20 protein-coding genes and 1 pseudogene are annotated in these 25,348 nt (G+C 58.8%); 15 read left to right on the top strand and 6 right to left on the bottom strand.

Translation table 11 applies throughout. The features are described 5' to 3' along the window. Nucleotides 1–141: 141 nt before the first annotated feature. Nucleotides 142–1,005 carry a translation elongation factor Ts gene (tsf, locus tag D882_RS0120565; protein ID WP_007949329.1) on the bottom strand — a complete coding sequence of 288 codons (864 nt, stop codon included), beginning with the start codon at nt 1,003–1,005 and terminating at the stop codon, nt 142–144. Between the two features lie 191 nt (nt 1,006–1,196). Further along, the gene (gene rpsB / locus D882_RS0120560) at nt 1,197–1,934 is read right to left on the bottom strand and encodes a 30S ribosomal protein S2 (protein WP_003219330.1); all 738 of its coding nucleotides are present in this window, start codon (nt 1,932–1,934) and stop codon (nt 1,197–1,199) included. Between the two features lie 372 nt (nt 1,935–2,306). On the opposite strand from rpsB, the gene map reads away from it, so the two are divergent. The 4 genes from map (at nt 2,307) to D882_RS0120540 (ending at nt 8,091) form a co-directional block, all read left to right on the top strand. Next, nucleotides 2,307–3,089 (top strand): type I methionyl aminopeptidase, encoded by a 783-nt coding sequence (gene map, locus D882_RS0120555; RefSeq protein ID WP_027924973.1) that lies wholly within the window; start codon nt 2,307–2,309, stop codon nt 3,087–3,089. Between the two features lie 49 nt (nt 3,090–3,138). Beyond that, nucleotides 3,139–5,841, top strand: a complete 2,703-nt coding sequence (locus tag D882_RS0120550) for a [protein-PII] uridylyltransferase (RefSeq protein WP_027924972.1) — start codon at nt 3,139–3,141, stop codon at nt 5,839–5,841. Nucleotides 5,842–5,994: 153 nt separating this feature from the next. Further along, nucleotides 5,995–7,194 (top strand): succinyldiaminopimelate transaminase, encoded by a 1,200-nt coding sequence (gene dapC / locus D882_RS0120545; RefSeq protein ID WP_027924971.1) that lies wholly within the window; start codon nt 5,995–5,997, stop codon nt 7,192–7,194. 165 nt (nt 7,195–7,359) lie between these two features. Continuing rightward, complete coding sequence (locus D882_RS0120540; protein WP_027924970.1) at nt 7,360–8,091, top strand: M12 family metallopeptidase; 732 nt, start codon at nt 7,360–7,362, stop codon at nt 8,089–8,091. A 39-nt stretch (nt 8,092–8,130) separates the two neighbouring features. Here D882_RS0120540 and D882_RS01000000131295 read toward each other — a convergent pair. Next, a pseudogene (locus D882_RS01000000131295) lies at nt 8,131–9,762 on the bottom strand (Na+/H+ antiporter). Nucleotides 9,763–9,943: 181 nt separating this feature from the next. On the opposite strand from D882_RS01000000131295, the gene D882_RS0120530 reads away from it, so the two are divergent. The 4 genes from D882_RS0120530 to D882_RS0120515 all read left to right on the top strand — a co-directional run bounded on the left by D882_RS0120530 (nt 9,944) and on the right by D882_RS0120515 (nt 13,114). Further along, nucleotides 9,944–10,306, top strand: coding sequence for an ArsC family reductase (locus D882_RS0120530; RefSeq protein WP_007949322.1), 363 nt, complete (start codon nt 9,944–9,946; stop codon nt 10,304–10,306). A gap of 32 nt (nt 10,307–10,338) precedes the next feature. Continuing rightward, nucleotides 10,339–11,373 (top strand): 2,3,4,5-tetrahydropyridine-2,6-dicarboxylate N-succinyltransferase, encoded by a 1,035-nt coding sequence (dapD, locus tag D882_RS0120525; protein WP_027924969.1) that lies wholly within the window; start codon nt 10,339–10,341, stop codon nt 11,371–11,373. A 134-nt stretch (nt 11,374–11,507) separates the two neighbouring features. Beyond that, complete coding sequence (locus D882_RS0120520) at nt 11,508–12,713, top strand: aminotransferase class V-fold PLP-dependent enzyme (RefSeq protein WP_027924968.1); 1,206 nt, start codon at nt 11,508–11,510, stop codon at nt 12,711–12,713. Next, nucleotides 12,710–13,114, top strand: a complete 405-nt coding sequence (locus tag D882_RS0120515; protein ID WP_027924967.1) for a SufE family protein — start codon at nt 12,710–12,712, stop codon at nt 13,112–13,114. Before D882_RS0120520 ends, D882_RS0120515 begins: the two co-directional genes overlap by 4 nt. Nucleotides 13,115–13,145: 31 nt before the next feature. Here D882_RS0120515 and tcdA read toward each other — a convergent pair whose 3' ends face one another. Beyond that, nucleotides 13,146–13,961 carry a tRNA cyclic N6-threonylcarbamoyladenosine(37) synthase TcdA gene (gene tcdA, locus D882_RS0120510; RefSeq protein WP_032833614.1) on the bottom strand — a complete coding sequence of 272 codons (816 nt, stop codon included), beginning with the start codon at nt 13,959–13,961 and terminating at the stop codon, nt 13,146–13,148. A gap of 218 nt (nt 13,962–14,179) precedes the next feature. Between tcdA and D882_RS0120505 the strand changes: the two genes are divergently transcribed. From D882_RS0120505 to D882_RS0120490, 4 genes are all read left to right on the top strand, one after another. Then, nucleotides 14,180–16,771 carry a glycosyltransferase gene (locus D882_RS0120505; protein ID WP_027924965.1) on the top strand — a complete coding sequence of 864 codons (2,592 nt, stop codon included), beginning with the start codon at nt 14,180–14,182 and terminating at the stop codon, nt 16,769–16,771. 197 nt (nt 16,772–16,968) lie between these two features. Further along, a complete protein-coding gene (gene dapE, locus D882_RS0120500) occupies nt 16,969–18,120 on the top strand; it encodes a succinyl-diaminopimelate desuccinylase (protein WP_027924964.1) in 1,152 nt (383 codons plus the stop codon). Then, a complete protein-coding gene (locus D882_RS0120495) occupies nt 18,120–18,929 on the top strand; it encodes a putative RNA methyltransferase (RefSeq protein ID WP_027924963.1) in 810 nt (269 codons plus the stop codon). Before dapE ends, D882_RS0120495 begins: the two co-directional genes overlap by 1 nt. A gap of 84 nt (nt 18,930–19,013) precedes the next feature. Beyond that, nucleotides 19,014–19,391 carry a hypothetical protein gene (locus D882_RS0120490; RefSeq protein ID WP_007947690.1) on the top strand — a complete coding sequence of 126 codons (378 nt, stop codon included), beginning with the start codon at nt 19,014–19,016 and terminating at the stop codon, nt 19,389–19,391. 135 nt (nt 19,392–19,526) lie between these two features. On the opposite strand, the gene D882_RS0120485 is transcribed toward D882_RS0120490, so the two are convergent. Beyond that, nucleotides 19,527–19,736 (bottom strand): cold-shock protein, encoded by a 210-nt coding sequence (locus D882_RS0120485; RefSeq protein WP_010462862.1) that lies wholly within the window; start codon nt 19,734–19,736, stop codon nt 19,527–19,529. Nucleotides 19,737–19,901: 165 nt separating this feature from the next. Here D882_RS0120485 and plsB point away from each other — a divergent pair, with 165 nt between their 5' ends. The 3 genes from plsB (at nt 19,902) to D882_RS0120470 (ending at nt 23,832) form a co-directional block, all read left to right on the top strand. Beyond that, nucleotides 19,902–22,385 carry a glycerol-3-phosphate 1-O-acyltransferase PlsB gene (gene plsB, locus D882_RS0120480; protein ID WP_027924962.1) on the top strand — a complete coding sequence of 828 codons (2,484 nt, stop codon included), beginning with the start codon at nt 19,902–19,904 and terminating at the stop codon, nt 22,383–22,385. A 114-nt stretch (nt 22,386–22,499) separates the two neighbouring features. After that, a complete protein-coding gene (locus tag D882_RS01000000131290; protein ID WP_050590220.1) occupies nt 22,500–23,102 on the top strand; it encodes a hypothetical protein in 603 nt (200 codons plus the stop codon). A gap of 40 nt (nt 23,103–23,142) precedes the next feature. Then, nucleotides 23,143–23,832, top strand: a complete 690-nt coding sequence (locus tag D882_RS0120470; protein ID WP_027924961.1) for a DUF4197 domain-containing protein — start codon at nt 23,143–23,145, stop codon at nt 23,830–23,832. A gap of 64 nt (nt 23,833–23,896) precedes the next feature. Here the strand turns inward: D882_RS0120470 and D882_RS0120465 are convergent, their stop codons facing one another. Beyond that, nucleotides 23,897–25,264: a Fic family protein gene (locus D882_RS0120465; RefSeq protein ID WP_027924960.1), complete on the bottom strand. Its 1,368-nt coding sequence runs from the start codon at nt 25,262–25,264 to the stop codon at nt 23,897–23,899. Between the last annotated feature and the right edge of the window lie 84 nt (nt 25,265–25,348).

Raw genomic sequence — 25,348 nt, 5'->3', positions numbered from 1 at the left:
TGGCGCTGCTTCAGCGCCATCGGAACATGGCTTTGTAAGCCAGTTCCAACGGGAAACCAATTAAAAATTGGCGGCCCATCTGAAAAGAGGCTGCGCGCGTAAGCGGGCAGCCTCTTCAGGGCGACAGTTTAAAAAACCGTCTTACGACTTGGCAGCAGCCAGCTGGGCAGCAACTTCTTCAGCGAAGTTGTCGACTGGCTTCTCGATGCCTTCGCCTACTTTGAAGTAGGTGAAAGAAACGATTTCAGCACCGGCTTTCTTGGCCAGTTCGCCAACCTTGATTTCAGGGTTCTTGACGAACGCCTGCTCAACCAGGCTTGCTTCAGCCAGGAACTTGCTGATACGGCCTTTGACCATATTTTCAACAATGTTTTCTGGCTTGCCTTTGATTTTTTCTTCGTTCAGCTGCAGGAACACAGCTTTTTCACGCTCGATTGCTTCGGCAGAAACTTCCGAAGGCAGCAGGAACTCTGGGTTGCTGGCCGCTACGTGCATAGCGATGTCTTTGGCCAGTTCAACGTTGCCGCCTTTCAGGACAACTGCAACACCGATCTTGTTGCCGTGCAGGTAACCACCAACAACATCACCTTCAACGCGTACCAGGCGACGGATGTTGACGTTTTCGCCAACCTTGCCAACCAGTACCAGGCGATCAGCCTCTTGAGCGGCGATCAGCGGAGCGACGTCGGTCAGTTTGTCAGCGAACGCTTTTTCAACGCTAGCAGCAACAAATGCCTTGAAGTCGTCCTGCAGGGCCAGGAAGTCAGTCTGCGAGTTCACTTCCAGCAGAACAGCAGATTTGCCGTCTTCTTTCAGAGCGATAGCGCCTTCTGCAGCCACGTTGCCTGCTTTCTTGGCAGCCTTGATTGCGCCGGAAGCACGCATGTCATCAATGGCTTTTTCGATGTCGCCGTCAGCCTTTTCCAGGGCTTTCTTGCAATCCATCATGCCTTCGCCGGTACGCTCACGCAGTTCTTTAACCAACGCTGCAGTAATTGCTGCCATTTTCAAAATCCTCTTGGATAGGTTTTCAACCATTCCACCCGATCGAACGGGCGATCAATTCTTCCCGAACCACCGTTGTAAGCCGCTGCACGTTACAGCTCTGCAAGTGCGGGGCCGACAAACGGTTTTCGAGGTGGCAAAAAGGGGGCCAAGCCCCCTTTTTGCTTACTGAGTCAACGCCAAGGCGTCAATTACTCAGCTGCTGCTACCGGAGCTTCTTCAACGAACTGCTCGGTGCCGCCAGCAACGTGGTTGCGACCGCGGATCACAGCGTCAGCCATCGAACCCATGTACAGCTGGATAGCGCGGATTGCGTCATCGTTGCCTGGGATGATGTAGTCAACGCCTTCCGGGCTGCTGTTGGTATCGACTACGCCGATAACCGGGATGCCCAGCTTGTTGGCTTCGGTGATCGCGATGCGCTCGTGATCAACGTCGATAACGAACAGAGCGTCTGGCAGACCGCCCATGTCCTTGATACCACCCAGGGAACGATCGAGCTTTTCCAGGTCGCGAGTGCGCATCAGCGCCTCTTTCTTGGTCAGCTTGGCGAAAGTACCGTCTTCGGCTTGCACTTCAAGGTCACGCAGACGCTTGATGGAAGCACGGATGGTTTTGAAGTTGGTCAGCATGCCGCCCAACCAGCGGTGATCGACGTACGGCGAACCGCAACGTGCTGCTTCTTCAGCAACGATCTTGCCAGCGGAACGCTTGGTGCCGACGAACAGAATCTTGTTTTTGCCCTGGGCCAGACGCTCTACGAAAGTCAGAGCTTCGTTGAACATTGGCAGGGTTTTTTCAAGGTTGATGATGTGAATCTTGTTACGCGCGCCGAAAATGTACTTACCCATTTTCGGGTTCCAGTAACGGGTTTGGTGACCGAAGTGCACACCGGCCTTCAGCATATCGCGCATGTTGACTTGGGACATGATAGTTCCTTAATAAGTCGGGTTTGGCCTCCACGTATCCCAATGACCAACCAGCAGCATCAGCTGAAGGCACCCAGGTCATCGTGTCGACACGTGTGTGGATTTAAGCCTTTCGGGGTATCCCCGGAAAGCGGCGCATTTTATACCACAAGGCTGAAAAAAACGGAACCCGGATTCTCAAATCCTGATGCGCACCCTTAATAGACCCGTGGAATCGTTCAAGAATGCGCCTATCTATAGAGAGATGCGACGCACGAAGGCTCAGATTTGCACTGATCGTCTGATAGAATCAGGTTTTTCAGGGCCGCGAAGATCGATCGCACACCGCCCATTTCGTTTTGACAAGCGCCATCGAGCGCAGAGAGAGCCTGTATGACCGTCACCCTCAAAACCCCAGAGGACATCGCAAAAATGCGCATCGCCGGCAAACTGGCCGCCGATGTGCTGGAAATGATTGCCGAACATGTCAAACCGGGCATCACCACCGATGAGCTGGACCGCATCTGCCACGACTACATCGTCAACGAGCAGAAAGCCATTCCCGCGCCGCTCAACTATAAAGGCTACCCGAAGTCGATCTGCACCTCGATCAACCACGTGGTCTGCCACGGTATTCCGAACGAGAAGCCGTTGAAGGATGGCGACACCCTGAACATCGACGTCACCGTCATCAAGGACGGTTACCACGGCGACACCAGCCGCATGTTCCACGTCGGCACCGTGCCGGTCTGGGCCGAGCGCCTGTCGCAAGTGACCCAGGAATGCATGTACAAGGCGATTGAAATCGTCAAACCCGGCTGCCGCCTCGGCGACATCGGCGAAATCATCCAGAAGCACGCCGAAAAGAACGGTTTTTCAGTGGTTCGCGAATTCTGTGGTCACGGAATCGGCAAAGTGTTCCACGAAGAGCCGCAAATCCTGCATTACGGCCGTGCCGGCACCGGCATGGAACTGAAAGCGGGCATGACCTTCACCATCGAGCCTATGATCAACCAGGGCAAGGCCGACACCAAGGTGTTGGGCGATGGCTGGACCGCGATCACCAAGGACCGCAAGCTGTCGGCCCAGTGGGAGCACACCCTGCTGGTCACCGAAACCGGTTACGAGATCTTCACCCTGCGCGCCGACGACACCATCGCGCGCGTTTCGGCCTGATCCGGACCGCAACGCTCTCAGCCTTATAGATAGACAGGAAAGCCAATCGATGCCGCAGGTGGATCCCGAACTCTTCGACCGCGGCCAGTTCCAGGCTGAACTGGCCCTGAAGGCAAGCCCGATTGCCGCCTTCAAGAAGGCGATCCGCCAGGCCCGCGAGGTTCTCGACGGGCGCTTTCGCAGCGGCCGCGACATTCGCCGGCTGATCGAGGATCGCGCCTGGTTCGTCGATAACATCCTGCAAAAGGCCTGGGAGCAGTTCAACTGGAGTGAAGACGCCGACATCGCGCTGGTCGCGGTCGGCGGTTATGGTCGCGGTGAACTGCACCCGTATTCCGACATCGATCTGCTGATCCTTCTGGACAGCGCCGACCACGAGGTTTTCCGCGATTCCATTGAGCGTTTTCTGACGCTCTTGTGGGACATCGGCCTGGAAGTCGGTCAGAGTGTTCGTTCGGTGGATGAATGCGCCGTTGAAGCCCGCGCGGACCTGACGGTGGTCACCAACCTGATGGAAAGTCGCACTATTTGCGGCCCCGAGCGCCTGCGCCAGCGCATGCTGGATGTCACCAGCACCGCGCACATGTGGCCAAGCAAGGACTTCTTTCTGGCCAAGCGTGCCGAACAGAAAGCCCGTCATCACAAATACAACGACACCGAATATAATCTGGAACCCAACGTCAAAGGTTCGCCCGGCGGCCTGCGGGATATCCAGACGATTCTGTGGGTGGCCCGTCGTGAATACGGCACCCTGAACCTGCGTGCACTGGCCGGCGAAGGTTTTCTGGTAGAGAGCGAAAACGCCCTGCTGGCCTCGTCCCAGGAATTTCTCTGGAAAGTCCGTTACGCGCTGCACATGCTCGCCGGTCGCTCCGAAGATCGCTTGCTGTTCGATCACCAGCGCTCGATTGCCGGGCTGCTGGGCTTCGTCGGTGATGACGCCAAGCAAGCCATCGAAAACTTCATGCAGCAGTATTACCGGGTGGTCATGAGCATTGCCCAGCTCAGCGACCTGATCATCCAGCACTTCGAAGAAGTCATCCTCGCCCCGGAAGACGAAGCGCCACCGCAGCCGATCAACTCGCGGTTCCAGTTGCACGACGGCTACATCGAGGCGCGCAACGACAACGTGTTCCGGCGCACGCCGTTTGCCATGCTCGAAATCTTCGTGCTGATGGCCCAGCAGCCGGAAATCAAAGGTGTTCGCGCCGATACCATCCGTCTCCTGCGCGAACATCGGCACCTGATCGACGACGACTTCCGTAACGATATTCGTAACACCAGCCTGTTTATCGAGCTGTTCAAGTGCAAGATCGGCATTCACCGCAACCTGCGCCGGATGAACCGTTACGGCATCCTCGGGCGCTATTTGCCGGAGTTCGGCTTCATCGTCGGCCAGATGCAACACGACCTGTTCCACATCTATACGGTCGATGCACACACCCTGAACCTGATCAAACACCTGCGTAAGCTGCAGTACTCACAAGTGTCGGAAAAATTCCCGCTGGCCGCCAAGCTCATGGGTAAGCTGCCCAAGCCCGAGCTGATCTATATGGCCGGGCTTTACCACGACATCGGCAAGGGCCGGCATGGCGACCACTCGGAAATCGGCGCGGTGGATGCCGAAGCCTTTTGCCAGCGCCATCAGTTGCCGGTGTGGGACAGCCGTCTGATCGTCTGGCTGGTGCAAAACCACCTGGTGATGTCGACCACGGCACAGCGCAAGGACTTGTCCGACCCGCAGGTGATCCACGATTTCGCACAGATTGTCGGCGATGAAACCCGCCTCGATTATCTGTACGTGCTGACGGTCGCCGACATCAACGCCACCAACCCGACCCTGTGGAATTCCTGGCGTGCCAGCCTGTTGCGCCAGCTCTACACCGAGACCAAGCGCGCCTTGCGCCGCGGCCTGGAGAATCCGGTCGATCGCGAAGAGCAGATCCGCCAGACCCAGAGCGCGGCACTGGACATCCTCGTGCGCGGCGGTACCGACCCGGACGACGTCGAGCAACTGTGGGCGCAGCTCGGCGATGACTACTTCCTGCGTCACACCGCCGGCGACGTGGCCTGGCACAGCGACGCGATTCTCCAGCAGCCGGCCGACGGCGGCCCCCTGGTGCTGATCAAGGAAACCACTCAGCGCGAGTTCGAGGGCGGCACGCAGATCTTTATTTATGCGCCGGACCAGCATGACTTCTTCGCCGTGACCGTGGCCGCGATGGACCAGCTCAACCTGAACATTCATGACGCCCGCGTCATCACCTCCAGCAGCCAGTTCACTCTCGACACCTACATCGTGCTCGACACCGACGGCGACTCGATTGGCGACAACCCGGCGCGGGTCAAGCAGATCCGTGACGGCCTGACCGAAGCCCTGCGCAATCCGGACGATTACCCGACCATCATCCAGCGCCGGGTGCCGCGCCAGCTCAAACATTTCGCCTTTGCGCCACAGGTGACGATCCACAACGACGCCCAGCGTCCGGTCACGGTCCTGGAACTCACGGCGCCCGACCGTCCAGGCCTGCTGGCGCGAATCGGCACGATCTTCCTGGAGTTCGACCTGTCGCTGCAAAATGCCAAGATTGCCACGCTGGGCGAGCGGGTGGAGGACGTGTTTTTCATTACCGACGCGAACAACCAGCAATTGTCGGACCCGTTGCTGTGCAGCCGCTTGCAGGATGCAATCGTTGAACAGCTGAGCGTCAGCCACGAACCCGATATCAAGCTTTCCCGCATCAGCATCTGAAAAAACCAACTTTCCCTGTGGGAAAGCGCTTATGCAGGAGCCGGGCTTGCCCGCGATAGCATCACCTCGGTGCACTGACAAACCGAGGCGCCTGCATCGCGGGCAAGCCTGGCGCCTACAAAAGCCAGCCCCCACACCGAACGAGATCTACCGATGAACAACGCTCTGAACCAGTTGCAGCCCTACCCCTTCGAGAAGCTCCGCGCCCTGCTCGGCAGCGTGACGCCAAACCCGGACAAACGCCCTGTCGCGCTGTCCATCGGCGAGCCGAAACACCGCTCGCCAAGTTTCGTGGCCGAAGCCCTGGCCAGCAATCTGGATCAGATGGCCGTGTACCCGACCACCCTCGGCATCCCGGCCCTGCGTGAAGCCATCGCCGCCTGGTGCGAACGCCGTTTCAGCGTTCCGAACGGCTGGCTCGACCCGGCGCGTAACGTGCTGCCGGTCAACGGTACTCGCGAAGCGCTGTTCGCCTTCACGCAGACCGTGGTCAACCGTGGCGACGATGCGTTGGTAGTCAGCCCGAACCCGTTCTATCAAATCTACGAAGGCGCGGCGTTTCTCGCCGGGGCCAAGCCGCACTACCTGCCGTGCCTGGACGAAAACGGCTTCAATCCGGACTTCGATGCCGTTTCGCCAGACATCTGGAAACGCTGCCAGATCCTGTTCCTGTGCTCGCCAGGCAATCCGACCGGTGCACTGATCCCGGTCGACACTCTGAAAAAGCTGATCGCCCTGGCGGATGAATACGACTTCGTGATCGCCGCCGACGAGTGCTACAGCGAACTGTACTTCGACGAACAAACCCCGCCAGCCGGCCTGCTCAGCGCCTGCGTGGCGCTGGGTCGCAAAGACTTCAAACGTTGCGTGGTCTTCCACAGCTTGTCCAAGCGTTCCAACCTGCCGGGCCTGCGCTCGGGTTTTGTGGCCGGTGACGCAGACATTCTCAAGGGCTTCCTGCTGTATCGCACCTACCACGGCTGCGCGATGCCGGTTCAGACCCAACTGGCCAGCGTGGTCGCATGGAATGACGAAGTGCATGTGCGCGCCAACCGTGCGCTGTACCGCGAGAAGTACGACGCGGTGCTGGAAATCCTCAGCCCGGTGATGGACGTGCAGCGTCCGGATGGCGGTTTTTACTTGTGGCCCAATGTTGCAGGCGACGATGAAGCATTCTGCCGTGACCTGTTTATTGAAGAACACGTGACGGTAGTGCCGGGTTCCTATTTGTCCCGTGAAGTTGACGGCGCTAATCCGGGAGCTGGTCGCGTGCGCATGGCACTCGTCGCACCGTTGGACGAATGCGTAGAAGCGGCGAAGCGAATTCGCGACTTCATTACTCGTAATAAGTAAGTATCCGGCCCGCACTGTGCAACGCAGCGCGGGCCTCTCATACAGCAAGTTACACTTCTGCCAAAATTAAAGTTCACTGAACTGCAGCCGCCCCTTACTCTCATGTAGCGCATTGCTGTGCGCACTCACACGACTTTTACTCTAACTTCATGGAAGAAGTAGCCAATGAACAGTATTGAAGACTGCAACCTCATCCAGTGGCCCGATGATCAACAATCCTACGACGCTGCTGTTAACGAGAACCCTGATAACGCAGGTTCCGCAACCGGCACCCGGCGCAAACGCTCGCTGATCAATTACTCGAAACTCTGGGCAAACGGACGCACGCTCAAAATCGCTTTTATCGATGGCCCCGACGATGAGCACAAACAGAAAATCATCGACGCCGCTAGCCAATGGCTGCCGTATATCAATCTCAAGTTTGAGTTCGTCGATGATATGCAGGGCGAGATTCGGATCGCTACCAGGAACAATGAAAACAGCTCAATGCTGGGCACCGACGCGCTGTTGATTCATCCCGACTGGCCGACCATGAACCTGGGAGTCAAACCTGACCATGAAGATTTCGCAGTGATTGTGACTCACGAGTTTGGTCACGCCTTGGGAGCAATGCACGAACATCAACACCCCGAAGCCAATATTCCCTGGGACAAACCGAAGGTGTATGAGTTTTACCAGAATAGAGAGATGAACCCGTTGACCAAAGAACAGGTCGATAGCAATCTCTTTGAGCCCTTCAATACAATCGAAGCGATTTATACCTCGTACGACAGAAAATCCATCATGCACCACCCGGTCGCTAACACGCTGACTCTAAAAAATTGGGAAATCCCTATCAACCGTAAAATAAGTAAAAAAGATAAGAGACTGATGTCGTTGCTTTATCCAAAACGTTAGCAATCAAGTTATCCATAGATTCGAGTGAGCCCGCTTAGACTATTTAACCAGCCCAAGATTGGCCTCACTCAAGTCCAGCTCACCCAACACCTCTCGCAGCACGTCATCACCAATCTGGTGATGACGACTGAGGTTATACAACTCCAGGCGTTGCGCCCGCAGCGCCTTGAGTCGTAATCGGCGCTCCAGCAGATCCATCTGAAAGGCCAGCGCCTGGGCTTCCGCCGAATCATTGAACACATCCAGCTGATGCCGATACTCGGACATGATCCGTGCCTTGAGTTCGACAGCCAACGCTGCCTCACTCGCGTCTACAGGCTTGGCCTCTTCGATTTCCAGCGCATGAATCGCCGCTTCAGCGGTCTTGCGCCACGCGTCTCGCACTTCATTGCGGCGCTTGTCGTCAGGACTTATTTCAATGCCGCGCAGTAACAGCGGCAAGCCGATACACGCTGAAATCAGCGACAACAGGATGACCCCGGCCGCGATGAAGATCAGCAGGTCGCGCTCAGGGAATGCCTCGCCCCCCATCATCAGTGGCACCGACAGCACGCCCGCCAACGTCACCGCACCGCGTACTCCGCCGACCGTCAGCAGCCAACAGGAACGCATCGTCGGCACATGCGTCATCTCGCCTTTGCCGCGCAAGCGCCGCATCAACACCGACAAACGCCAGATGCTCTGCACCCAGACAAACCGCAACACCAGCAGGACCAGGAAAATCGCCAGCACATCCAGACAGCGGTAGAGCAGCGTCGGCCACAGCGAGGTTTCATGGCTGGCCACCGCCTTGATGATGTCCGGCAGCTGCAAGCCCAACAACAGGAAAATCAGGCCATTGAAGGCAAATTCCAGCAATGACCAAACGCTGCGGTTGAGCAGTCGGGTGCTGGTCTGGCGCGGCAGCAAGTCGAGCCAGCTCTGCATCATCCCCGCCGCCACCGCCGACAAAATGCCCGAGGCACCGAGCCGTTCAGCCAACACATAAGCGGCGAACGGCAGCAGCAACATGAACACCACGTGAGTCGCCGGGTCATCCCAACCGCGAGCAATCATCCACGACCGCGAGCGCCCGACCAGCCAGCTCAGTGCCACGCCGACGGCCAGGCCTCCAACCGCCACCAATACAAACGCCAGACTGGCACTGGCCAGCGAGAACACGCCCGTCACCGCAGCGACCAAAGCGAATTTGAAGGTCACCAGACCCGAGGCATCGTTCTACAGCGCCTCGCCCTGGAGCATGTGCATCAAGGGCATGGGCAAGCGATTGCGGGAAATGGCCGATACCGCCACGGCATCCGTCGGCGACAACACGGCGGCAAGGGCGAAGGCCACCGGCAGTGGAATGCTCGGGATCAACCAATGAATGAAGTAACCCGCGCCGACTACAGTGAACAGGACCAATCCCACCGCCAACGTCAGGATCGGCCCGCGCAGTCGCCAGAACTCACGCTTGGGCATGCGCCAGCCGTCGGAGAACAGCAGCGGCGGAAGGAACAGAAAGAGGAACAGTTCCGGGTCGAGTGCCACGTGCAAACCCAGGGTCGGCCACGCCAGCAACGCCCCGGCAGCAATTTGCACCAAGGGCAGCGGCAGTGGGATCACCCGTCCGATCAGACGCGAAACGCCGACCAGCATCAACAGGATAAGAACGGTATAGGCGGTTTGCATAAAGCGCGGTTCCCAGCAATCGACAGCATCGAAGTGCCATATTAGCCGCATAGACTGCACGACGGACGTTACACCAATGTCGCAGGCGGATCTGAGCTCCCACAGGTTTTGCGTTTTAACCGGAAGGCCATGGCATAATCCGTCACCTTTTTTTTTCAGCACCTGCAAAGGGGGCAATTCCTTGACCGTTTCAAGCAAAACGTTGCACCTTTTCGGCATCAAAGCCTGCGACACCATGAAAAAGGCGCGCACCTGGCTCGATGAACACGCTGTCAGCTATGACTTTCATGATTACAAAACGGCCGGAATCGACCGTGAACACCTGACCCAATGGTGCGACGAGCACGGCTGGCAAGTGGTGTTGAACCGTGCAGGCACGACCTTTCGCAAGCTCGACGACGAACGCAAAGCCGATCTCGACCAGCCGAAAGCCATCGAACTGATGCTCGCACAACCCTCGATGATCAAGCGCCCGGTGCTCGATCTCGGTGACCGAACCCTGATTGGCTTCAAGCCAGATATCTACGCGGCAGCGCTCAAGTAAGCCAGCCCGTTCAATTTTGTAGAGGTATTCACATGTCCAATTCCCTGTTCAGCCTGGCCTTCGGTGTCGGCACTCAAAACCGTCAAGGCGCATGGCTGGAAGTGTTCTACGCCGCCCCTGTCCTGCATCCGTCGGCTGAAGTCATCGCCGCCATCGCGCCGGTCCTGGGTTACACCGAAGGCAATCAGGCCATCGCTTTCAGCACCGCTCAGGCGTCGCAACTGGCTGAAGCGCTGAAAGGCGTCGACGCTGCCCAGGCTTCCCTGCTGACCCGTCTGGCCGAGAGCCACAAGCCGCTGGTCGCGACCATTCTGGCCGAAGACGTGCAACTGACTTCCACGCCTGAGGCTTACCTCAAGCTGCACCTGCTGTCGCACCGCCTGGTCAAGCCCCATGGCCTGAACCTGGCCGGCGTGTTCCCGCTGCTGCCGAACGTGGCATGGACCAGCCAGGGCGCGATCGACCTGTCCGAACTGGCCGAGCATCAACTGGAAGCCCGCCTGCGTGGCGAGTTGCTGGAAGTGTTCTCGGTGGACAAGTTCCCGAAAATGACCGACTACGTGGTACCGGCCGGCGTGCGTATCGCTGACGCGGCACGTATCCGTCTGGGCGCTTACGTCGGCGAAGGCACCACCGTGATGCACGAAGGTTTCGTCAACTTCAACGCCGGCACCGAAGGCCCGGGCATGATCGAAGGCCGCGTTTCCGCTGGCGTATTCGTCGGCAAGGGTTCGGACCTGGGCGGCGGTTGCTCGACCATGGGTACCCTGTCGGGCGGTGGCAACATCGTGATCAAGGTCGGTGAAGGCTGCCTGATCGGCGCGAACGCCGGTATCGGTATTCCGTTGGGCGACCGCAACACCGTTGAGTCGGGCCTGTACGTGACCGCTGGCACCAAAGTGGCGCTGCTGGACGAAAACAACAAGCTGGTCAAAGTCGTCAAGGCGCGTGAACTGGCCGGCCAACCTGACCTGTTGTTCCGTCGCAATTCGGAGACCGGTGCCGTGGAATGCAAAACCCACAAATCGGCCATCGAACTGAACGAAGCGCTGCACGCTCACAACTAAGCGACGTCACGATCACCTGTAGGAGCAGAGCTTGCTCGCGATGGGGCCCCTGAGGCCACTAAAAGCTTCGCGAGCAAGCTTTGCTCCTACGGGTTTGGCGTACACCCGCCCATGTTTACCAGGGCCGAAATAACATGATGATCCCCTCTCCCTGGCGCGCCGATTTTCCGGCCATCGCCGCTCTGCAACGGCAAGACCAGACCTATCTGGACAACGCCGCCACCACGCAAAAGCCTCAAGCCCTGCTGGATGCCCTGACGCATTACTACGCCAATGGCGCAGCCAATGTGCATCGGGCGCAACACTTGCCCGGCGCCCACGCCACCCAAGCGTTCGAGGCCAGTCGCAGCAAAGTCGCGCAATGGCTGAATGCTGGCGATGGCGGGCAGATCATCTTTACCCATGGCGCGACATCCGCGCTGAACCTCCTGGCCTATGGCCTGGAACATCTTTTCAATCCGGGCGATGAGATTGTCATCAGCGCCCTGGAGCATCACGCCAACCTGCTGCCATGGCAGCAACTGGCCCAGCGGCGCGAGCTGAATCTGGTGATCCTGCCGCTGGATGCCGACGGCTTGATCGATCTTGAGGCCGCCGCGCAGTTGATTGGGCCGCAAACCCGCTTGCTGGCGGTCAGTCAGCTGTCCAACGTGCTCGGCGTCTGGCAGCCACTGCCGTCCTTAATGGCGATGGCCAAGGCGCACGATGCGTTGACCGTGGTCGACGGCGCTCAAGGCGTGGTGCATGGCCGGCATGACGTGCAGGCACTGGGTTGCGACTTCTATGTGTTTTCCAGCCACAAGCTCTATGGCCCCGATGGCCTCGGTGTGTTGTTCGGCCGCAACGAGGCACTGAAGCAACTGCGTCACTGGCAATTCGGCGGCGAAATGGTGCTGGATGCGGATTACCACCACGCACGCTTCCGCCCTGCCCCGCTGGGTTTAGAGGCCGGAACGCCACCTATTGCCGCTGTGATTGGTCTGGGCGCGACCCTGGATTACCTCACCGGGCTCGATCAGGGCGCCGTTAACGCCCATGAAGCCGCGCTGCATGATTACTTGCTGAAGGGTCTTGAGGCCCGTAACGGCATTCGATTGCTGGGCAAACCGCAACTGGCCCTGGCGAGTTTTGTCGTCGAGGGTGTGCATAACTCAGACCTGGCGCATTTGCTGACCGAACAGGGAATTGCCGTTCGCGCCGGGCATCACTGCGCGATGCCGCTCCTCAAAAGCTTCGAACTGGCCGGGGCGATCCGGGTGTCGTTGGCGCTGTACAACGATTCCGAAGACCTGGAGCGATTCTTTGAAGCGCTGGATCAGGCGCTGGAGCTGTTGAGATGAATCTGCCTGCCGATGCGGTGGCGGCGCTGGAGACGTTCCAGAACGCTGCCGGCTGGGAACAGCGCGCGCGATTGCTGATGCAATGGGGCGACCGCCTGCCTGCGTTGAGCGATATGGATAAGGTAGATGCCAACCGGGTGCATGGCTGTGAAAGCCAGGTCTGGTTAGTGGGCGCGCTGCTGGACGGTCATTGGCAGTTTGCGGCAAGCAGCGACGCGCGGTTGATTCGCGGATTGGTGGCGTTGCTGCTGGCGCGGGTCAACGGGTTGTCGGCGGCTGAATTGCGGCAGGTGGATTTGCCGGAGTGGTTCAATCAACTCGGGCTTTCGCGGCAGCTGTCGCCGTCGCGCAGCAATGGCCTGAATGCCGTGCTCCAGCGAATGAATGAGTTGGCTCAGTAACTGATTGTTCCCGCGCTCTGCGTGGGAACAATCATCCAACCTCAGGCTTTACCCGATCCGAAGGGCGCCGAACACCCGCCACAATCTTGTCCACAGCCTTGGTCGCCGCCACCATCCCGAACGTCGCCGTTACCATCATCACCGCACCAAACCCGCCCGCACAGTCCAGCTTCACGCCATCGCCGACAAAACTCTTCTGCAAACAGATGCTGCCATCCGGTTTCGGGTAGCGCAGTTGCTCAGTAGAAAACACACAAGGCACGCTGTAATGGCGAGTCACGGTGCGAGAGAAGCCGTAGTCGCGACGCAAGGTCGAGCGCACTTTCGACGCCAACGGATCATTGAACGTACGGTTCAAGTCGCACACCTGAATCAGCGTCGGATCAATCTGCCCACCCGCACCGCCGGTGGTGATGATCTGGATCTTGCGCCGCTTGCACCAGGCAATCAGCGCGGCCTTGGCGTTGACGCTGTCAATGCAATCGATCACGCAGTCAATGTTCGGCGTGATGTACTCGGCCATGGTCTCGCGGGTGACGAAATCCGCCACCGCGTGCACCGAGCAGTCCGGGTTGATCCCGCGCAGGCGCTCGGCCATCACTTCAACTTTGGGTTTGCCGACGGTGCTGTCCAGCGCGTGCAACTGACGGTTGGCGTTGCTGACGCAGACGTCGTCGAGGTCAAACAGCGAAATCTCGCCCACGCCACACCGGGCGATGGCTTCCGCAGCCCACGAACCCACGCCGCCGACGCCAACGATTGCCACATGCGCAGCGCGCAGGCGCTCCAGCCCCTCGATGCCATACAAACGGGCGATGCCTGCAAACCGCGGATCTTCTGTACTCATGACCAATACCCCAAAAACCGGCGCGCATTATAGGGCCACTGCGCGAGAACTTTTAACCTTCTGGCTACAAGTGTAAGAACTTATGTGAAAGCAAATTGCCCAATGTCCGGCAATTCCCTGTCCGCTGTACGAAAAGAGAATGCCCGGTGTAGGATGCGCGCCCCTTGGCGACCGCCAACCGTTCCTTCGTTCCACAGTCTTTGGAACCTGAAATAGCTATGTCATCCCGCAAATTTGGACTCAACCTGGTCGTGGTGCTCGCCATCGCAGCCTTGTTTACCGGCTTCTGGGCGCTGATCAACCGCCCGGTCACCGCCCCCAACTGGCCTGAACAGATCTCCGGCTTCTCGTACTCGCCGTTCCAGCAAGGCCAGTACCCGCAGAAAGAGCAGTACCCGACCGACGATCAAATGCGTCGCGACCTGGAGATCATGAGCAAGCTGACGGACAACATCCGTACTTACTCGGTCGACGGCACCCTGGAAGACATTCCCAAGCTCGCCGAGGAATTCGGCCTGCGCGTGACCCTGGGGATCTGGATCAGCCCGGACCAGGAGCGCAATGAGCGCGAAATCACCCGTGCCATCGAAATTGCCAACACCTCCCGCAGTGTGGTTCGCGTGGTGGTCGGTAACGAGGCGATCTTCCGTAAGGAAATTACCGCTGCCGAACTGAGCGTGATCCTTGATCGCGTGCGCGCCGCCGTGAAGGTGCCGGTGACCACGTCCGAGCAGTGGCACGTCTGGGAAGAACACCCGGAACTGGCCAAGCACGTCGACCTGATCGCCGCCCACGTTTTGCCTTACTGGGAATTCATCCCGGTGGACAAAGCCGGCCAGTTCGTCCTTGACCGCGCCCGCGACCTGAAAAAGATGTTCCCGAAAAAACCGCTGTTGCTCTCGGAGGTTGGCTGGCCGAGCAACGGCCGTATGCGTGGCGGCACCGATGCGAGCCCGGCGGATCAGGCGATCTACCTGCGCACCTTGGTCAACAAACTCAACCGCCAGGGCTTCAACTACTTCGTGATCGAAGCATTTGACCAGCCGTGGAAGGCCAGCGACGAAGGTTCGGTGGGCGCGTATTGGGGCGTGTTCAATGCCGCGCGCCAGCAGAAATTCAACTTCGAGGGCCCGGTGGTCGCGATCCCGCAATGGCGCGTGCTGGCGATCGGCTCGGCCGTATTGGCATTGCTGTCCCTGACCCTGCTGATGATCGACGGCTCGGCCCTGCGCCAGCGTGGCCGTACCTTCCTGACCTTTATCGCGTTCCTGTGCGGTTCGGTGTTGGTGTGGATCGGTTACGACTACAGCCAGCAATACAGCACCTGGTTCAGCCTGACAGTTGGACTCCTCCTGGCCCTCGGCGCGCTCGGGGTCTTTATCGTTCTGCTGACCGAGGCGCATGAACTGGCCGAAGCGGTCTGGACTCACAAGCGTCGTCGTGAATTCCTGCCGGTGGTGGGCGACTCGGACTACAGACCGAAAGTCTCAATCCACGTGCCCTGCTACAACGAGCCGCCGGAGATGGTCAAACAGACCCTCAACGCGCTGGCCAACCTCGATTACCCGGACTTCGAAGTCCTGATCATCGACAACAACACCAAGGACCCTGCGGTCTGGGAACCGGTGCGCGATTACTGCGAAACCCTCGGCCCGCGCTTCAAGTTCTTCCACGTTGCACCGCTGGCCGGTTTCAAGGGCGGCGCGCTGAACTACCTGATCCCGCACACCGCCAAGGATGCCGAAGTCATCGCGGTAATCGACTCGGATTACTGCGTCGATCCGAACTGGCTCAAGCACATGGTGCCGCACTTCGCCGATCCGAAAATTGCGGTGGTGCAGTCGCCGCAGGACTATCGCGATCAGAACGAAAGCACCTTCAAAAAGCTCTGCTACGCGGAATACAAAGGCTTCTTCCACATCGGCATGGTCACCCGCAACGACCGTGACGCGATCATCCAGCACGGCACCATGACCATGACCCGGCGCTCGGTGCTTGAAGAGCTCGGCTGGGCTGACTGGTGCATCTGTGAAGACGCCGAGTTGGGTCTGCGCGTGTTCGAAAAAGGCCTGTCGGCGGCGTATTACCACACCAGCTATGGCAAAGGCTTGATGCCCGATACCTTTATCGACTTCAAGAAACAGCGTTTCCGCTGGGCCTACGGAGCGATTCAGATCATCAAGCGCCACACCGCCAGCCTGCTGCGCGGCAAGGACACCGAGCTGACCCGTGGCCAGCGTTACCACTTCCTTGCGGGCTGGCTGCCGTGGGTCGCAGATGGCATGAACATCTTCTTCACGGTCGGCGCATTGTTGTGGTCGGCGGCGATGATCATCGTGCCGCAGCGGGTCGATCCGCCGTTGCTGATTTTCGCAATCCCGCCGTTGGCGCTGTTCGTGTTCAAGGTCGGCAAGATCATCTTCCTGTATCGCCGCGCCGTCGGCGTGAACCTCAAAGATGCGTTCTGCGCGGCTCTGGCCGGGCTGGCGTTGTCGCACACCATCGCCAAAGCGGTGCTGTACGGCTTCTTCACCAGCAGCATTCCGTTCTTCCGCACCCCGAAAAACGCCGATAACCACGGCTTCTGGGTGGCAATTTCGGAGGCCCGTGAAGAGGTGTTCATCATGCTGCTGTTGTGGGGCGCGGCGCTGGGGATCTTTCTGGTCAACGGCTTGCCGAGCAACGACATGCGCTTCTGGGTGACCATGTTGCTGGTGCAATCGCTGCCATACCTGGCGGCGCTGATCATGGCGTTCCTGTCTTCGCTGCCGAAACCGGCCGCCGAGACGGAGCCGGCACCCGCCGTCTAAATCTGTATGGATGCACTAAACGGCGGCCAATGGTCGCCGTTTTGCTTTAAGATAACCGCCATTTTGCGCGCCCAGCACCAATTCCTGTAGGAGCAAAGCTTGCTCGCGATTGATGCGACTCGGTGTAACAGAAAGACCTCATCATCGTTCATCGCGAGCAAATTCTGCTCCTACACAATTAGCTTCCGGAGTTTTCCATGACGGCCCACGCCGACCTTTCGCCGACCCTTCAACTCGCCATCGACCTGATCCGCCGTCCGTCCGTGACGCCGGTCGACGCCGATTGCCAGAAGCAGATGATGCAGCGCCTGGGCGATGCCGGTTTCATGCTGGAACCGATGCGCATCGAAGATGTGGATAACTTCTGGGCGACCCACGGCAAACATGACGGCCCGGTGCTGTGCTTCGCCGGTCACACCGACGTGGTGCCGACCGGTCCGGTGACGGCCTGGCAGATCGACCCGTTCAATGCGCTGATCGACGAACACGGCATGCTCTGCGGCCGTGGCGCGGCGGACATGAAGGGCAGCCTGGCGTCGATGACCGTGGCCGCCGAGCGCTTCGTTGCCGATTACCCGGACCACAAGGGCAAGGTCGCTTTCCTGATCACCAGCGACGAAGAAGGCCCGGCGCACCACGGCACCAAGGCGGTGGTTGAACGCCTCGCCGCGCGTAAGGAACGTCTGGACTGGTGCATCGTCGGCGAACCGTCGAGCACCACGCTGGTAGGCGACGTGGTCAAGAACGGCCGTCGCGGCTCCCTCGGTGCCAAGCTGACCGTTCGTGGTGTTCAGGGCCACGTGGCCTATCCGCACCTCGCCAAAAACCCGATCCACCTCGCTGCCCCGGCCCTGGCCGAATTGGCCGCCGAGCATTGGGACCACGGCAACGATTTCTTCCCGCCGACCAGTTTCCAGATCTCCAACGTCAATTCCGGCACCGGCGCGACCAACGTGATCCCGGGCGACCTGGTGGCGGTGTTCAACTTCCGCTTCTCCACCGAATCCACCGTTGAAGGCCTGCAAAAACGCGTCGCCGACATCCTCGACAAGCATGGCCTGGACTGGCACATCGACTGGGCGCTGTCCGGTCTGCCGTTCCTGACCGAGCCGGGGGCGTTGCTGGATGCCGTGGCGTCGAGCATCAAGGACATCACCGGCCGCGACACCAAGGCGTCCACCAGCGGTGGCACCTCCGACGGTCGCTTCATCGCGACCATGGGCACACAAGTGGTTGAACTGGGCCCGGTCAACGCCACGATCCACCAGGTCAACGAGCGTGTACTGGCCGCCGACCTCGACGTGCTGACCGAAATCTACTACCAGACCCTGATCAAGTTGCTCGCCTGATGCTCGCTTGCCCGATCTGCAGTGAACCGCTGAACGCAGTGGACAACGGCGTGGCCTGCCCCGCTGGGCACCGGTTCGACCGCGCCCGCCAGGGTTACCTGAACCTGTTGCCGGTGCAGCACAAAAACAGCCGCGACCCTGGGGATAACCTGGCCATGGTCGAAGCCCGCCGCGATTTCCTGAACGCCGGCCACTACGCGCCGGTGGCCAAGCGTCTGGCGGAACTGGCGGCGCACTATGCGCCACAGCGCTGGCTGGACATCGGCTGTGGCGAGGGTTACTACACCGCGCAAATCGCCGAGGCCTTGCCCAATGCCGACGGTTACGCGCTGGACATCTCCCGCGAAGCGGTCAAACGCGCCTGCAAACGCAACCCGCAGCTGACCTGGTTGATCGCCAGCATGGCGCGGGTGCCGTTGGCTTCCGGCAGTTGCCAGTTTCTCGCCAGCGTCTTCAGCCCATTGGATTGGGAAGAAGCCAAACGCCTGCTCAGCCCCGGTGGCGGCTTGATGAAAGTCGGGCCGACCAGCGGCCATCTGATGGAGTTACGCGAGCGGCTGTACGACGAAGTCCGCGAATACACCGACGACAAGCATCTGGCCCTGGTGCCGGACGGCATGGCGTTGGCGCACAGTGAAACCCTGGAATTCAAACTGACGCTTGCAGAGGGTCAGGACCGCGCGAACCTGCTGGCCATGACGCCCCACGGCTGGCGCGCCAGTGCCGAACGCCGCGCAGCGGTCATCGAACAGGCCGAGCCGTTCGAGGTCACTGTGTCGATGCGCTACGATTACTTCGTTCTTCAATAAACCCTTAATTTTTTGGTCTTGAGCAACGGCTTGAGGCCGGCTAAATCCGCGAATGGATTTTTCAGACCCGCAGTGAGGACATCCATGCGCCAACCCGATATCGAGATTTACCTGAAAGACGCCGACGTCGACTACAAGGCCATCGCGGCCTGGCTCGGCACTGCGTTGGGCCCGTGCACCGACTGGGTTCAGAAAGGCCAGACATACAAGTGCAAGGCCGGCAACGTGCCGGTGACCTGGTTGCCAAAAGCCGTGGGCAAATGGAACAGCCTGTTTCTGGACAGCGACCAGACCCCATGGGAAGACGACATTGCCTGCGCCCGCGCAGCCTTTGCCGCGCTGAACGTCGAAGTGCGTTGCGCGCCGGGTACGTGGGTCGAGGAAGAAGGTGAAGAGACAGCGGATCGCTGGATGCGTATCAGCGCTGACGGTGAAGAAGAAATCACCTGGAAAACTGCTTAAAACCAGCACACAAAACCTGTGGGAGCGAGCTTGCTCGCGATGGGGCCCTGTCAGCCAACATCAATGTTGAATGTCAGTCAGTCATCGCGAGCAAGCTCGCTCCCACAGTGGTTCTGGGTGATCTGAAGATCGGTTTTACAAACCTACAACGTCCTCAGCCTGCAGCCCTTTCTCGCCGGTCACCACGGCGTATTCAACCTGCTGGCCTTCAGCCAGCGAACGGTGCCCTTCGCCGCGAATCGCGCGGTAATGCACGAACACGTCCACCCCGTCCTCGCGTTGAATAAAGCCGTAGCCCTTGGCGTCGTTGAACCACTTCACGTTGCCGGTTTCGCGCGTAGCCATGAATCAGTACCCCCTTGTTTTTATTTTGAACGGCCGAGTATATGACAGCCGTCAAAACTCTCAACTCACTTTACTTAGCCGCTTTTTTGCCGATTTTCGGTGAATACGGCACACTATCGCCCACCCGAGCAAACGCTCGGTTTTATTCACTCACGCAGAAGCCGTATGACCCGTTCCCCGTTCCGCCGTCTTGTGTTTGGCACCCTGCGCCGACTGTTGTATCTCTGGGTTCGCTCGGAGACGATCAACCAGTCGTCGTTTACCCTCAACCTCGACCGCAGTCGTCCGGTGTTCTACGTCCTGCAAAACCCTTCGCTGACCGACCTCGCCGTGGTCGACACCGAATGCAGCAAGGCCGGCCTGCCTCGCCCGGTGTTGCCGGTTTCAGTGGGTAACCTGGTGGAACCCGCCGCGTTCTTTTACCTCACGCCAGAGCCCGACTGGCTCGGCCGTCAGGATAAACGCGGCGCGCCGCCCACCCTGACTCGCCTGGTCAGTGCCCTGAGCCAGAATGCCGCCGAAGACGCGCAGATCATTCCGGTCAGCGTGTTCTGGGGCCAGTCGCCGGACAGCGAATCGAGCCCATGGAAATTGCTCTTCGCCGACAGCTGGGCGGTCACCGGTCGCCTGCGTCGCTTGCTGAGTATCATCGTGCTCGGACGCAAGACCCGCGTGCAGTTTTCCGCGCCGATTCACCTGCGCGAGCTGATCGATCACAACAAGGGCCACGAGCGCACCGTGCGCATGGCCCAGCGGATCCTGCGGGTGCACTTCCGCAACCTCAAAGCCGCCGTCATCGGCCCGGACATTTCCCACCGGCGCAATCTGGTCAAGGGCTTGCTCAACCAGCCGCTGGTCAAGCAAGCGATCCTCGACGAAGCCGAGCGCGAGAACATCTCCCCGGAGAAAGCCAAGGCCCAGGCCCTGCGCTACGGCAACGAGATAGCCTCCGACTACACCTACACCGCAATCCGCTTCATGGAAGTGGTGTTGAGCTGGTTCTGGAACAAGATTTACGACGGCATCAAGGTCAACAACATCGAAGGCGTGCAAAAGGTCGCCCCGGGTTACGAAGTGATCTACGTGCCCTGCCACCGCAGCCACATCGACTACCTGTTGCTGTCCTATCTGCTGTTCCGCAATGGCCTGACCCCGCCGCACATCGCCGCCGGGATCAACCTCAACATGCCGGGGATCGGCGGCCTGCTGCGTCGCGGTGGTGCGTTCTTCATGCGCCGCACCTTCAAGGGCAACCCGCTGTACACCTCCGTGTTCAACGAGTACCTGCACACCTTGTTTACCAAAGGTTTCCCGGTCGAATACTTCGTCGAGGGTGGCCGCTCGCGCACCGGGCGCATGTTGCAACCGAAAACCGGGATGCTCGCGATTACCCTGCGCAGCTTCCTGCGTTCGTCGCGCATGCCCATCGTGTTTGTGCCGGTGTACATCGGTTACGAGCGCGTATTGGAAGGCCGGACCTACCTCGGTGAACTGCGTGGTGCGACCAAGAAGAAAGAGTCGATCTTCGATATTTTCAAGGTCATCGGCGCGCTCAAGCAGCGCTTCGGCCAGGTGGCGGTGAACTTCGGCGAGCCGATCAAACTGGCGGAGTTCCTCGACAGCGAACAGCCGGACTGGCGCCAACAGGAACTCGGCCCGCAATTCAAACCGGCCTGGCTCAACGAAACGACTAACCGCCTCGGCGATAAAGTCGCACAGCATCTCAACGAAGCGGCAGCGATCAACCCGGTGAATCTGGTGGCGCTGGCGTTGCTGTCCACCAGCCGTCTGGCGCTGGATGATCGCGCCATGGCGCGGGTGCTCGATCTATATCTGGCACTGCTGCGCAAGGTTCCGTATTCGCCGCACACCACGCTACCGGAAGGTGACGGTCGTGCGCTGATCGAGCATGTGAAGGACATGGACCTGCTGTCCGAGCAGAGCGATGCCTTGGGCAAAATTTTGTACCTGGACGAGCAGAACGCCGTCCTGATGACCTACTACCGCAACAACGTACTGCATATTTTTGCGTTGCCGGCACTGCTCGCGAGTTTTTTCCAGAGCGCTTCGCGCATGAACCGCGACCAGATCCTGCGTTACACCCGCGCACTGTATCCGTACCTGCAATCGGAACTGTTCATTCGCTGGTCCATGGATGAACTGGACGCCGTGATCGACCAATGGCTGCAAGCGTTTGTCGAACAAGGCCTGCTGCGCTTCGAAAACGATGTCTACCTGCGCCCGGCACCCAGCTCACGGCATTTCGTGCTGCTGACCTTGCTGTCCAAGAGCATCGCCCAGACCTTGCAGCGCTTCTACATGACCGTGTCCCTGCTGCTCAACAGCGGCCAGAACAGCATCAGCGCCGAGGAGCTGGAAGACTTGTGCACGGTCATGGCCCAGCGCCTGTCGATCCTCCATGGCCTGAACGCCCCGGAATTCTTCGACAAGAGCCTGTTCCGTCACTTCATCCAGACGATGCTGGACCTCGAGGTGCTCAAGCGCGACGAAGCCGGCAAGTTGAGCTATCACGAATTGCTCGGCGAACTGGCCGAAGGCGCGGCCAAACGGGTGTTGCCGGCGGAGATTCGCTTGTCGATCCGTCAGGTAGCGTTGCATCGCAGTGAAGATGCGGCGGATCAGGCTTAGTGGGATCGTCAGTAACGCCCTGACAACAACTATAAGAACAGGGACGTTCTTATAGTTGTCCGATTATGGATTAATAGATCCCTTCAAGTACCCCACCACGATATGGATATCACGATGAACTCATTAGATAACCCCACCCACTACATCACCCTGACATTGAGTTTGCCTGAAGACTTTATACCCCCTGACGGTGGCGAGGCCGAGACTTATATAAGCGTTTATACGGCAAACACTCAGGCTCTCATTAAAGTGGCGCAATCCCGTAAACCGTTGCTGTACAGCGGCCGCTGGAACTTTACGTTTGCGCACAGTTATTCCGATGTCAGCGTCAAATACCGCGTGAATGTCAGCATGACCCACAACGGTGTGCCGCTGTTGATTGATCTGGACCACTTCATTGTTGTTCACCGCGCACCACACCGCCAAACACTGCACCTGAGCCCGATCGGTCGCCTCTACATCCAGGCGCAAGAACCTCAAGCGGTGGCGCCTGAACACGCAGTGACCATTGTTGCCCATGAGCACGACAATGCGACGTTGCAACTGACTCAAGTGCATATCAGTGAACAAATGGCAGAGGCGTTTTATCTGGAATACGATCCGAACACTGTTGTGCCAGGTAAACGCTATACCCTGACGGCGATTGAAAATGGATACCGCAACTCAATCGAAGTCTATCCCGGTTCTGTTGTATTAAAACCCTTCAGCAAAGCCTGATAACCTTCACGCTCACAATAAACCGAACAAGGAAGCTGTCATGTTCCGCCCTACCCTTCGCTTCGCCGGCCTCTGCGCAGGCCTGATGATCTCTGCCAGCGCACTGGCGCTGTCGCTCAACGACCTGTCGCAAAAAGATGCCACTGGCGGCCTCAAGGATGCCCTGACCCAAGGTGCACAACTGGCGGTCAAACAACTCGGCACACCGGGTGGCTTCAGCAACAACCCTGAGGTGAAAATCGGTTTGCCGGGCAAACTCGGCAAGGTCGCCGGCAAGATGAAGCAGTTCGGCATGGGCGATCAGGTCGACGAACTGGAAGCCAGCATGAACAAAGCGGCTGAAACTGCCGTGACCCAGGCCCAGCCGATCCTCGTGGACGCGGTGAAGAAAATGAGTGTGGAAGATGCCAAGGGCATCCTCAGCGGCGGCAATGACTCGGCCACTCAATACCTGAACAAAACCAGTCGCGAACAGATCCGCACGAAGTTCCTGCCGATTGTGAAGCAAGCCACTGATCAGGTCGGCCTGGCCAAGCAATACAACACGTTCGCCGGTCAGGCGGCGACCATGGGTGTGCTGGATGCCAAGAACGCCAACGTCGAAAACTACGTGACCGAGCAAGCCCTGAACGGTTTGTTCGAGATGATCGGCAAACAGGAAGAAACCATTCGCCAGAACCCCGCGGCAGCGGCGACCAGTCTGGCGAAAAAGGTGTTTGGAACGTTGTAATTCCGAGCGCCTGAACCCTGTAGTAAAAGCCCGCTGACCTTTACGACTTCAGCGGGCTTTTCACTTAAACGGCCTCGATGATGGATGGGGTAACGGGGGCCGCCCGTAAAAAGAATACCCACTCGCGGCCCATCTTCCGTTTCTCGAACACCTTCAGATCAACCAGCCCGTTCAAGGTCGCCGAAGCCGTGTTGTAAGAACAGTCGAGATTTTCCTTCACATTGACGGCGGTGAACTCCTTGGCCATCCCGCTCTTGGCCACTTGATAGACGGCGCGTTGCTTCTCGGTGAGCTGGTCGAAAAAGCCGGACGCCATCAACCAGCGATCAAAGCGCTCGGCGTAGGCCAGACGCTTGCGATAGACCTCGGTAAAACCGCTGACGGCCCGCAGGACCACCGAACACTGGAAATCGATGAAGTAAGTCAGGTCCAGCTCATCGGCCTCGGTATTCAAATACGACCGCCCGTATTTCACGGGTGCGTTGCGCAACAACACGCTGATCGCGATGTAGCGAAATGCCGAGAAATCATTCTTGAACATGAACCAGTAAAACAGCGCCCGCGCAACACGACCATTGCCATCGCGGAAAGGATGCTCGTAACCCAAGGCAAAATGCAGCGCGATGCCTTTCATCAGCGGATGGAGGTAGTCCTCACGATTGATATCGTTGTGGGACTGATTGATCCACTTCGTCAGCACCTGCAAGCGTGACACCAGCCCTGCGGCGGGCGGCGGTGTATGCACGGTGTTGCCCTCACCGTCCTGCACCACCACATCATCGTTGCCTCTGAATTCACCCGGCGAATACTGCGCGTCATCAATACCCTCGACGCCAACACGGTGCATTGCAGTGATGAGTTCCACACTCAGTGGTTCATAACGCTTTTCCCAGGCAAAGTTCATCATCTGATAGTTGCCAATGACCATTCGCTCATCGGGTGTACGCGGCAGGCGATGGCGCTTAAGCATGTCCTTTGCCACCCGCGTGGTGGTGGCAGCGCCTTCGAGTTGGCTGCTGCTGATGGCTTCGTCTTCGATCAGGTCATTGAGCAGATAGCTGAAATGCGCGCGCTCACCGATCTGGTTGGTCATGTATTCCAGCGCAGCGGTGGTGGTTTGCCGATCGACTGCCGAAATGGCTTTCTGCGCCAATGGCGTCAGCACGAAGTTGCACCACTGGACCGGTTCGCCCAAGGGCAGAAGGCAGGAATATTGTGCTGTCCGGGCCTTTTTGACCAAGGCCCAGCACACTCTGGAATCCAGCCCCGGCGCCCAGCGGTAACGCAATTCATCAAATGGAAGGTAGCGCCCCTGATCATCAAGCGGCTTCAGCAGGGCCAGGTAGTCAGGGAGGCGTTCCTTGTGGGGGAATTTCATCAACAGGTCGAACACCGGATCGGTCCTGCCCGTTACAACCGGTGGCTTCTTCATGACGACTGTCTCAATACTCGTAAAACTGAGTCGTGAGTACAGCATTCAGAGTCCTCTGACTCAACATCAGAGGATTCTGAAATA

The sequence above is a fragment of the Pseudomonas sp. URMO17WK12:I12 genome (assembly GCF_000514395.1).
GTDB classification, from domain to species: Bacteria; Pseudomonadota; Gammaproteobacteria; order Pseudomonadales; family Pseudomonadaceae; genus Aquipseudomonas; species Aquipseudomonas mucoides.
This window is presented reverse-complemented; position numbering and strand designations above follow the sequence as displayed.

Bases quoted from the DNA above. Each gene is read 5' to 3' on its own strand.
- plsB (WP_027924962.1), top strand. From the start codon at position 19,902: ATGACCCGTTCCCCGTTCCGCCGTCTTGTGTTTGGCACCCTGCGCCGA.
- dapD (WP_027924969.1), top strand. From the start codon at position 10,339: ATGTCCAATTCCCTGTTCAGCCTGGCCTTCGGTGTCGGCACTCAAAAC.
- dapE (WP_027924964.1), top strand. From the start codon at position 16,969: ATGACGGCCCACGCCGACCTTTCGCCGACCCTTCAACTCGCCATCGAC.
- dapC (WP_027924971.1), top strand. From the start codon at position 5,995: ATGAACAACGCTCTGAACCAGTTGCAGCCCTACCCCTTCGAGAAGCTC.
- D882_RS0120505 (WP_027924965.1), top strand. From the start codon at position 14,180: ATGTCATCCCGCAAATTTGGACTCAACCTGGTCGTGGTGCTCGCCATC.
- D882_RS01000000131290 (WP_050590220.1), top strand. From the start codon at position 22,500: ATGAACTCATTAGATAACCCCACCCACTACATCACCCTGACATTGAGT.
- tsf (WP_007949329.1), bottom strand. From the start codon at position 1,005: ATGGCAGCAATTACTGCAGCGTTGGTTAAAGAACTGCGTGAGCGTACC.
- tcdA (WP_032833614.1), bottom strand. From the start codon at position 13,961: ATGAGTACAGAAGATCCGCGGTTTGCAGGCATCGCCCGTTTGTATGGC.
- D882_RS0120515 (WP_027924967.1), top strand. From the start codon at position 12,710: ATGAATCTGCCTGCCGATGCGGTGGCGGCGCTGGAGACGTTCCAGAAC.
- D882_RS0120540 (WP_027924970.1), top strand. From the start codon at position 7,360: ATGAACAGTATTGAAGACTGCAACCTCATCCAGTGGCCCGATGATCAA.
- D882_RS0120470 (WP_027924961.1), top strand. From the start codon at position 23,143: ATGTTCCGCCCTACCCTTCGCTTCGCCGGCCTCTGCGCAGGCCTGATG.
- D882_RS0120490 (WP_007947690.1), top strand. From the start codon at position 19,014: ATGCGCCAACCCGATATCGAGATTTACCTGAAAGACGCCGACGTCGAC.
- map (WP_027924973.1), top strand. From the start codon at position 2,307: ATGACCGTCACCCTCAAAACCCCAGAGGACATCGCAAAAATGCGCATC.
- rpsB (WP_003219330.1), bottom strand. From the start codon at position 1,934: ATGTCCCAAGTCAACATGCGCGATATGCTGAAGGCCGGTGTGCACTTC.
- D882_RS0120495 (WP_027924963.1), top strand. From the start codon at position 18,120: ATGCTCGCTTGCCCGATCTGCAGTGAACCGCTGAACGCAGTGGACAAC.
- D882_RS0120465 (WP_027924960.1), bottom strand. From the start codon at position 25,264: ATGAAGAAGCCACCGGTTGTAACGGGCAGGACCGATCCGGTGTTCGAC.
- D882_RS0120485 (WP_010462862.1), bottom strand. From the start codon at position 19,736: ATGGCTACGCGCGAAACCGGCAACGTGAAGTGGTTCAACGACGCCAAG.
- D882_RS0120550 (WP_027924972.1), top strand. From the start codon at position 3,139: ATGCCGCAGGTGGATCCCGAACTCTTCGACCGCGGCCAGTTCCAGGCT.
- D882_RS0120520 (WP_027924968.1), top strand. From the start codon at position 11,508: ATGATGATCCCCTCTCCCTGGCGCGCCGATTTTCCGGCCATCGCCGCT.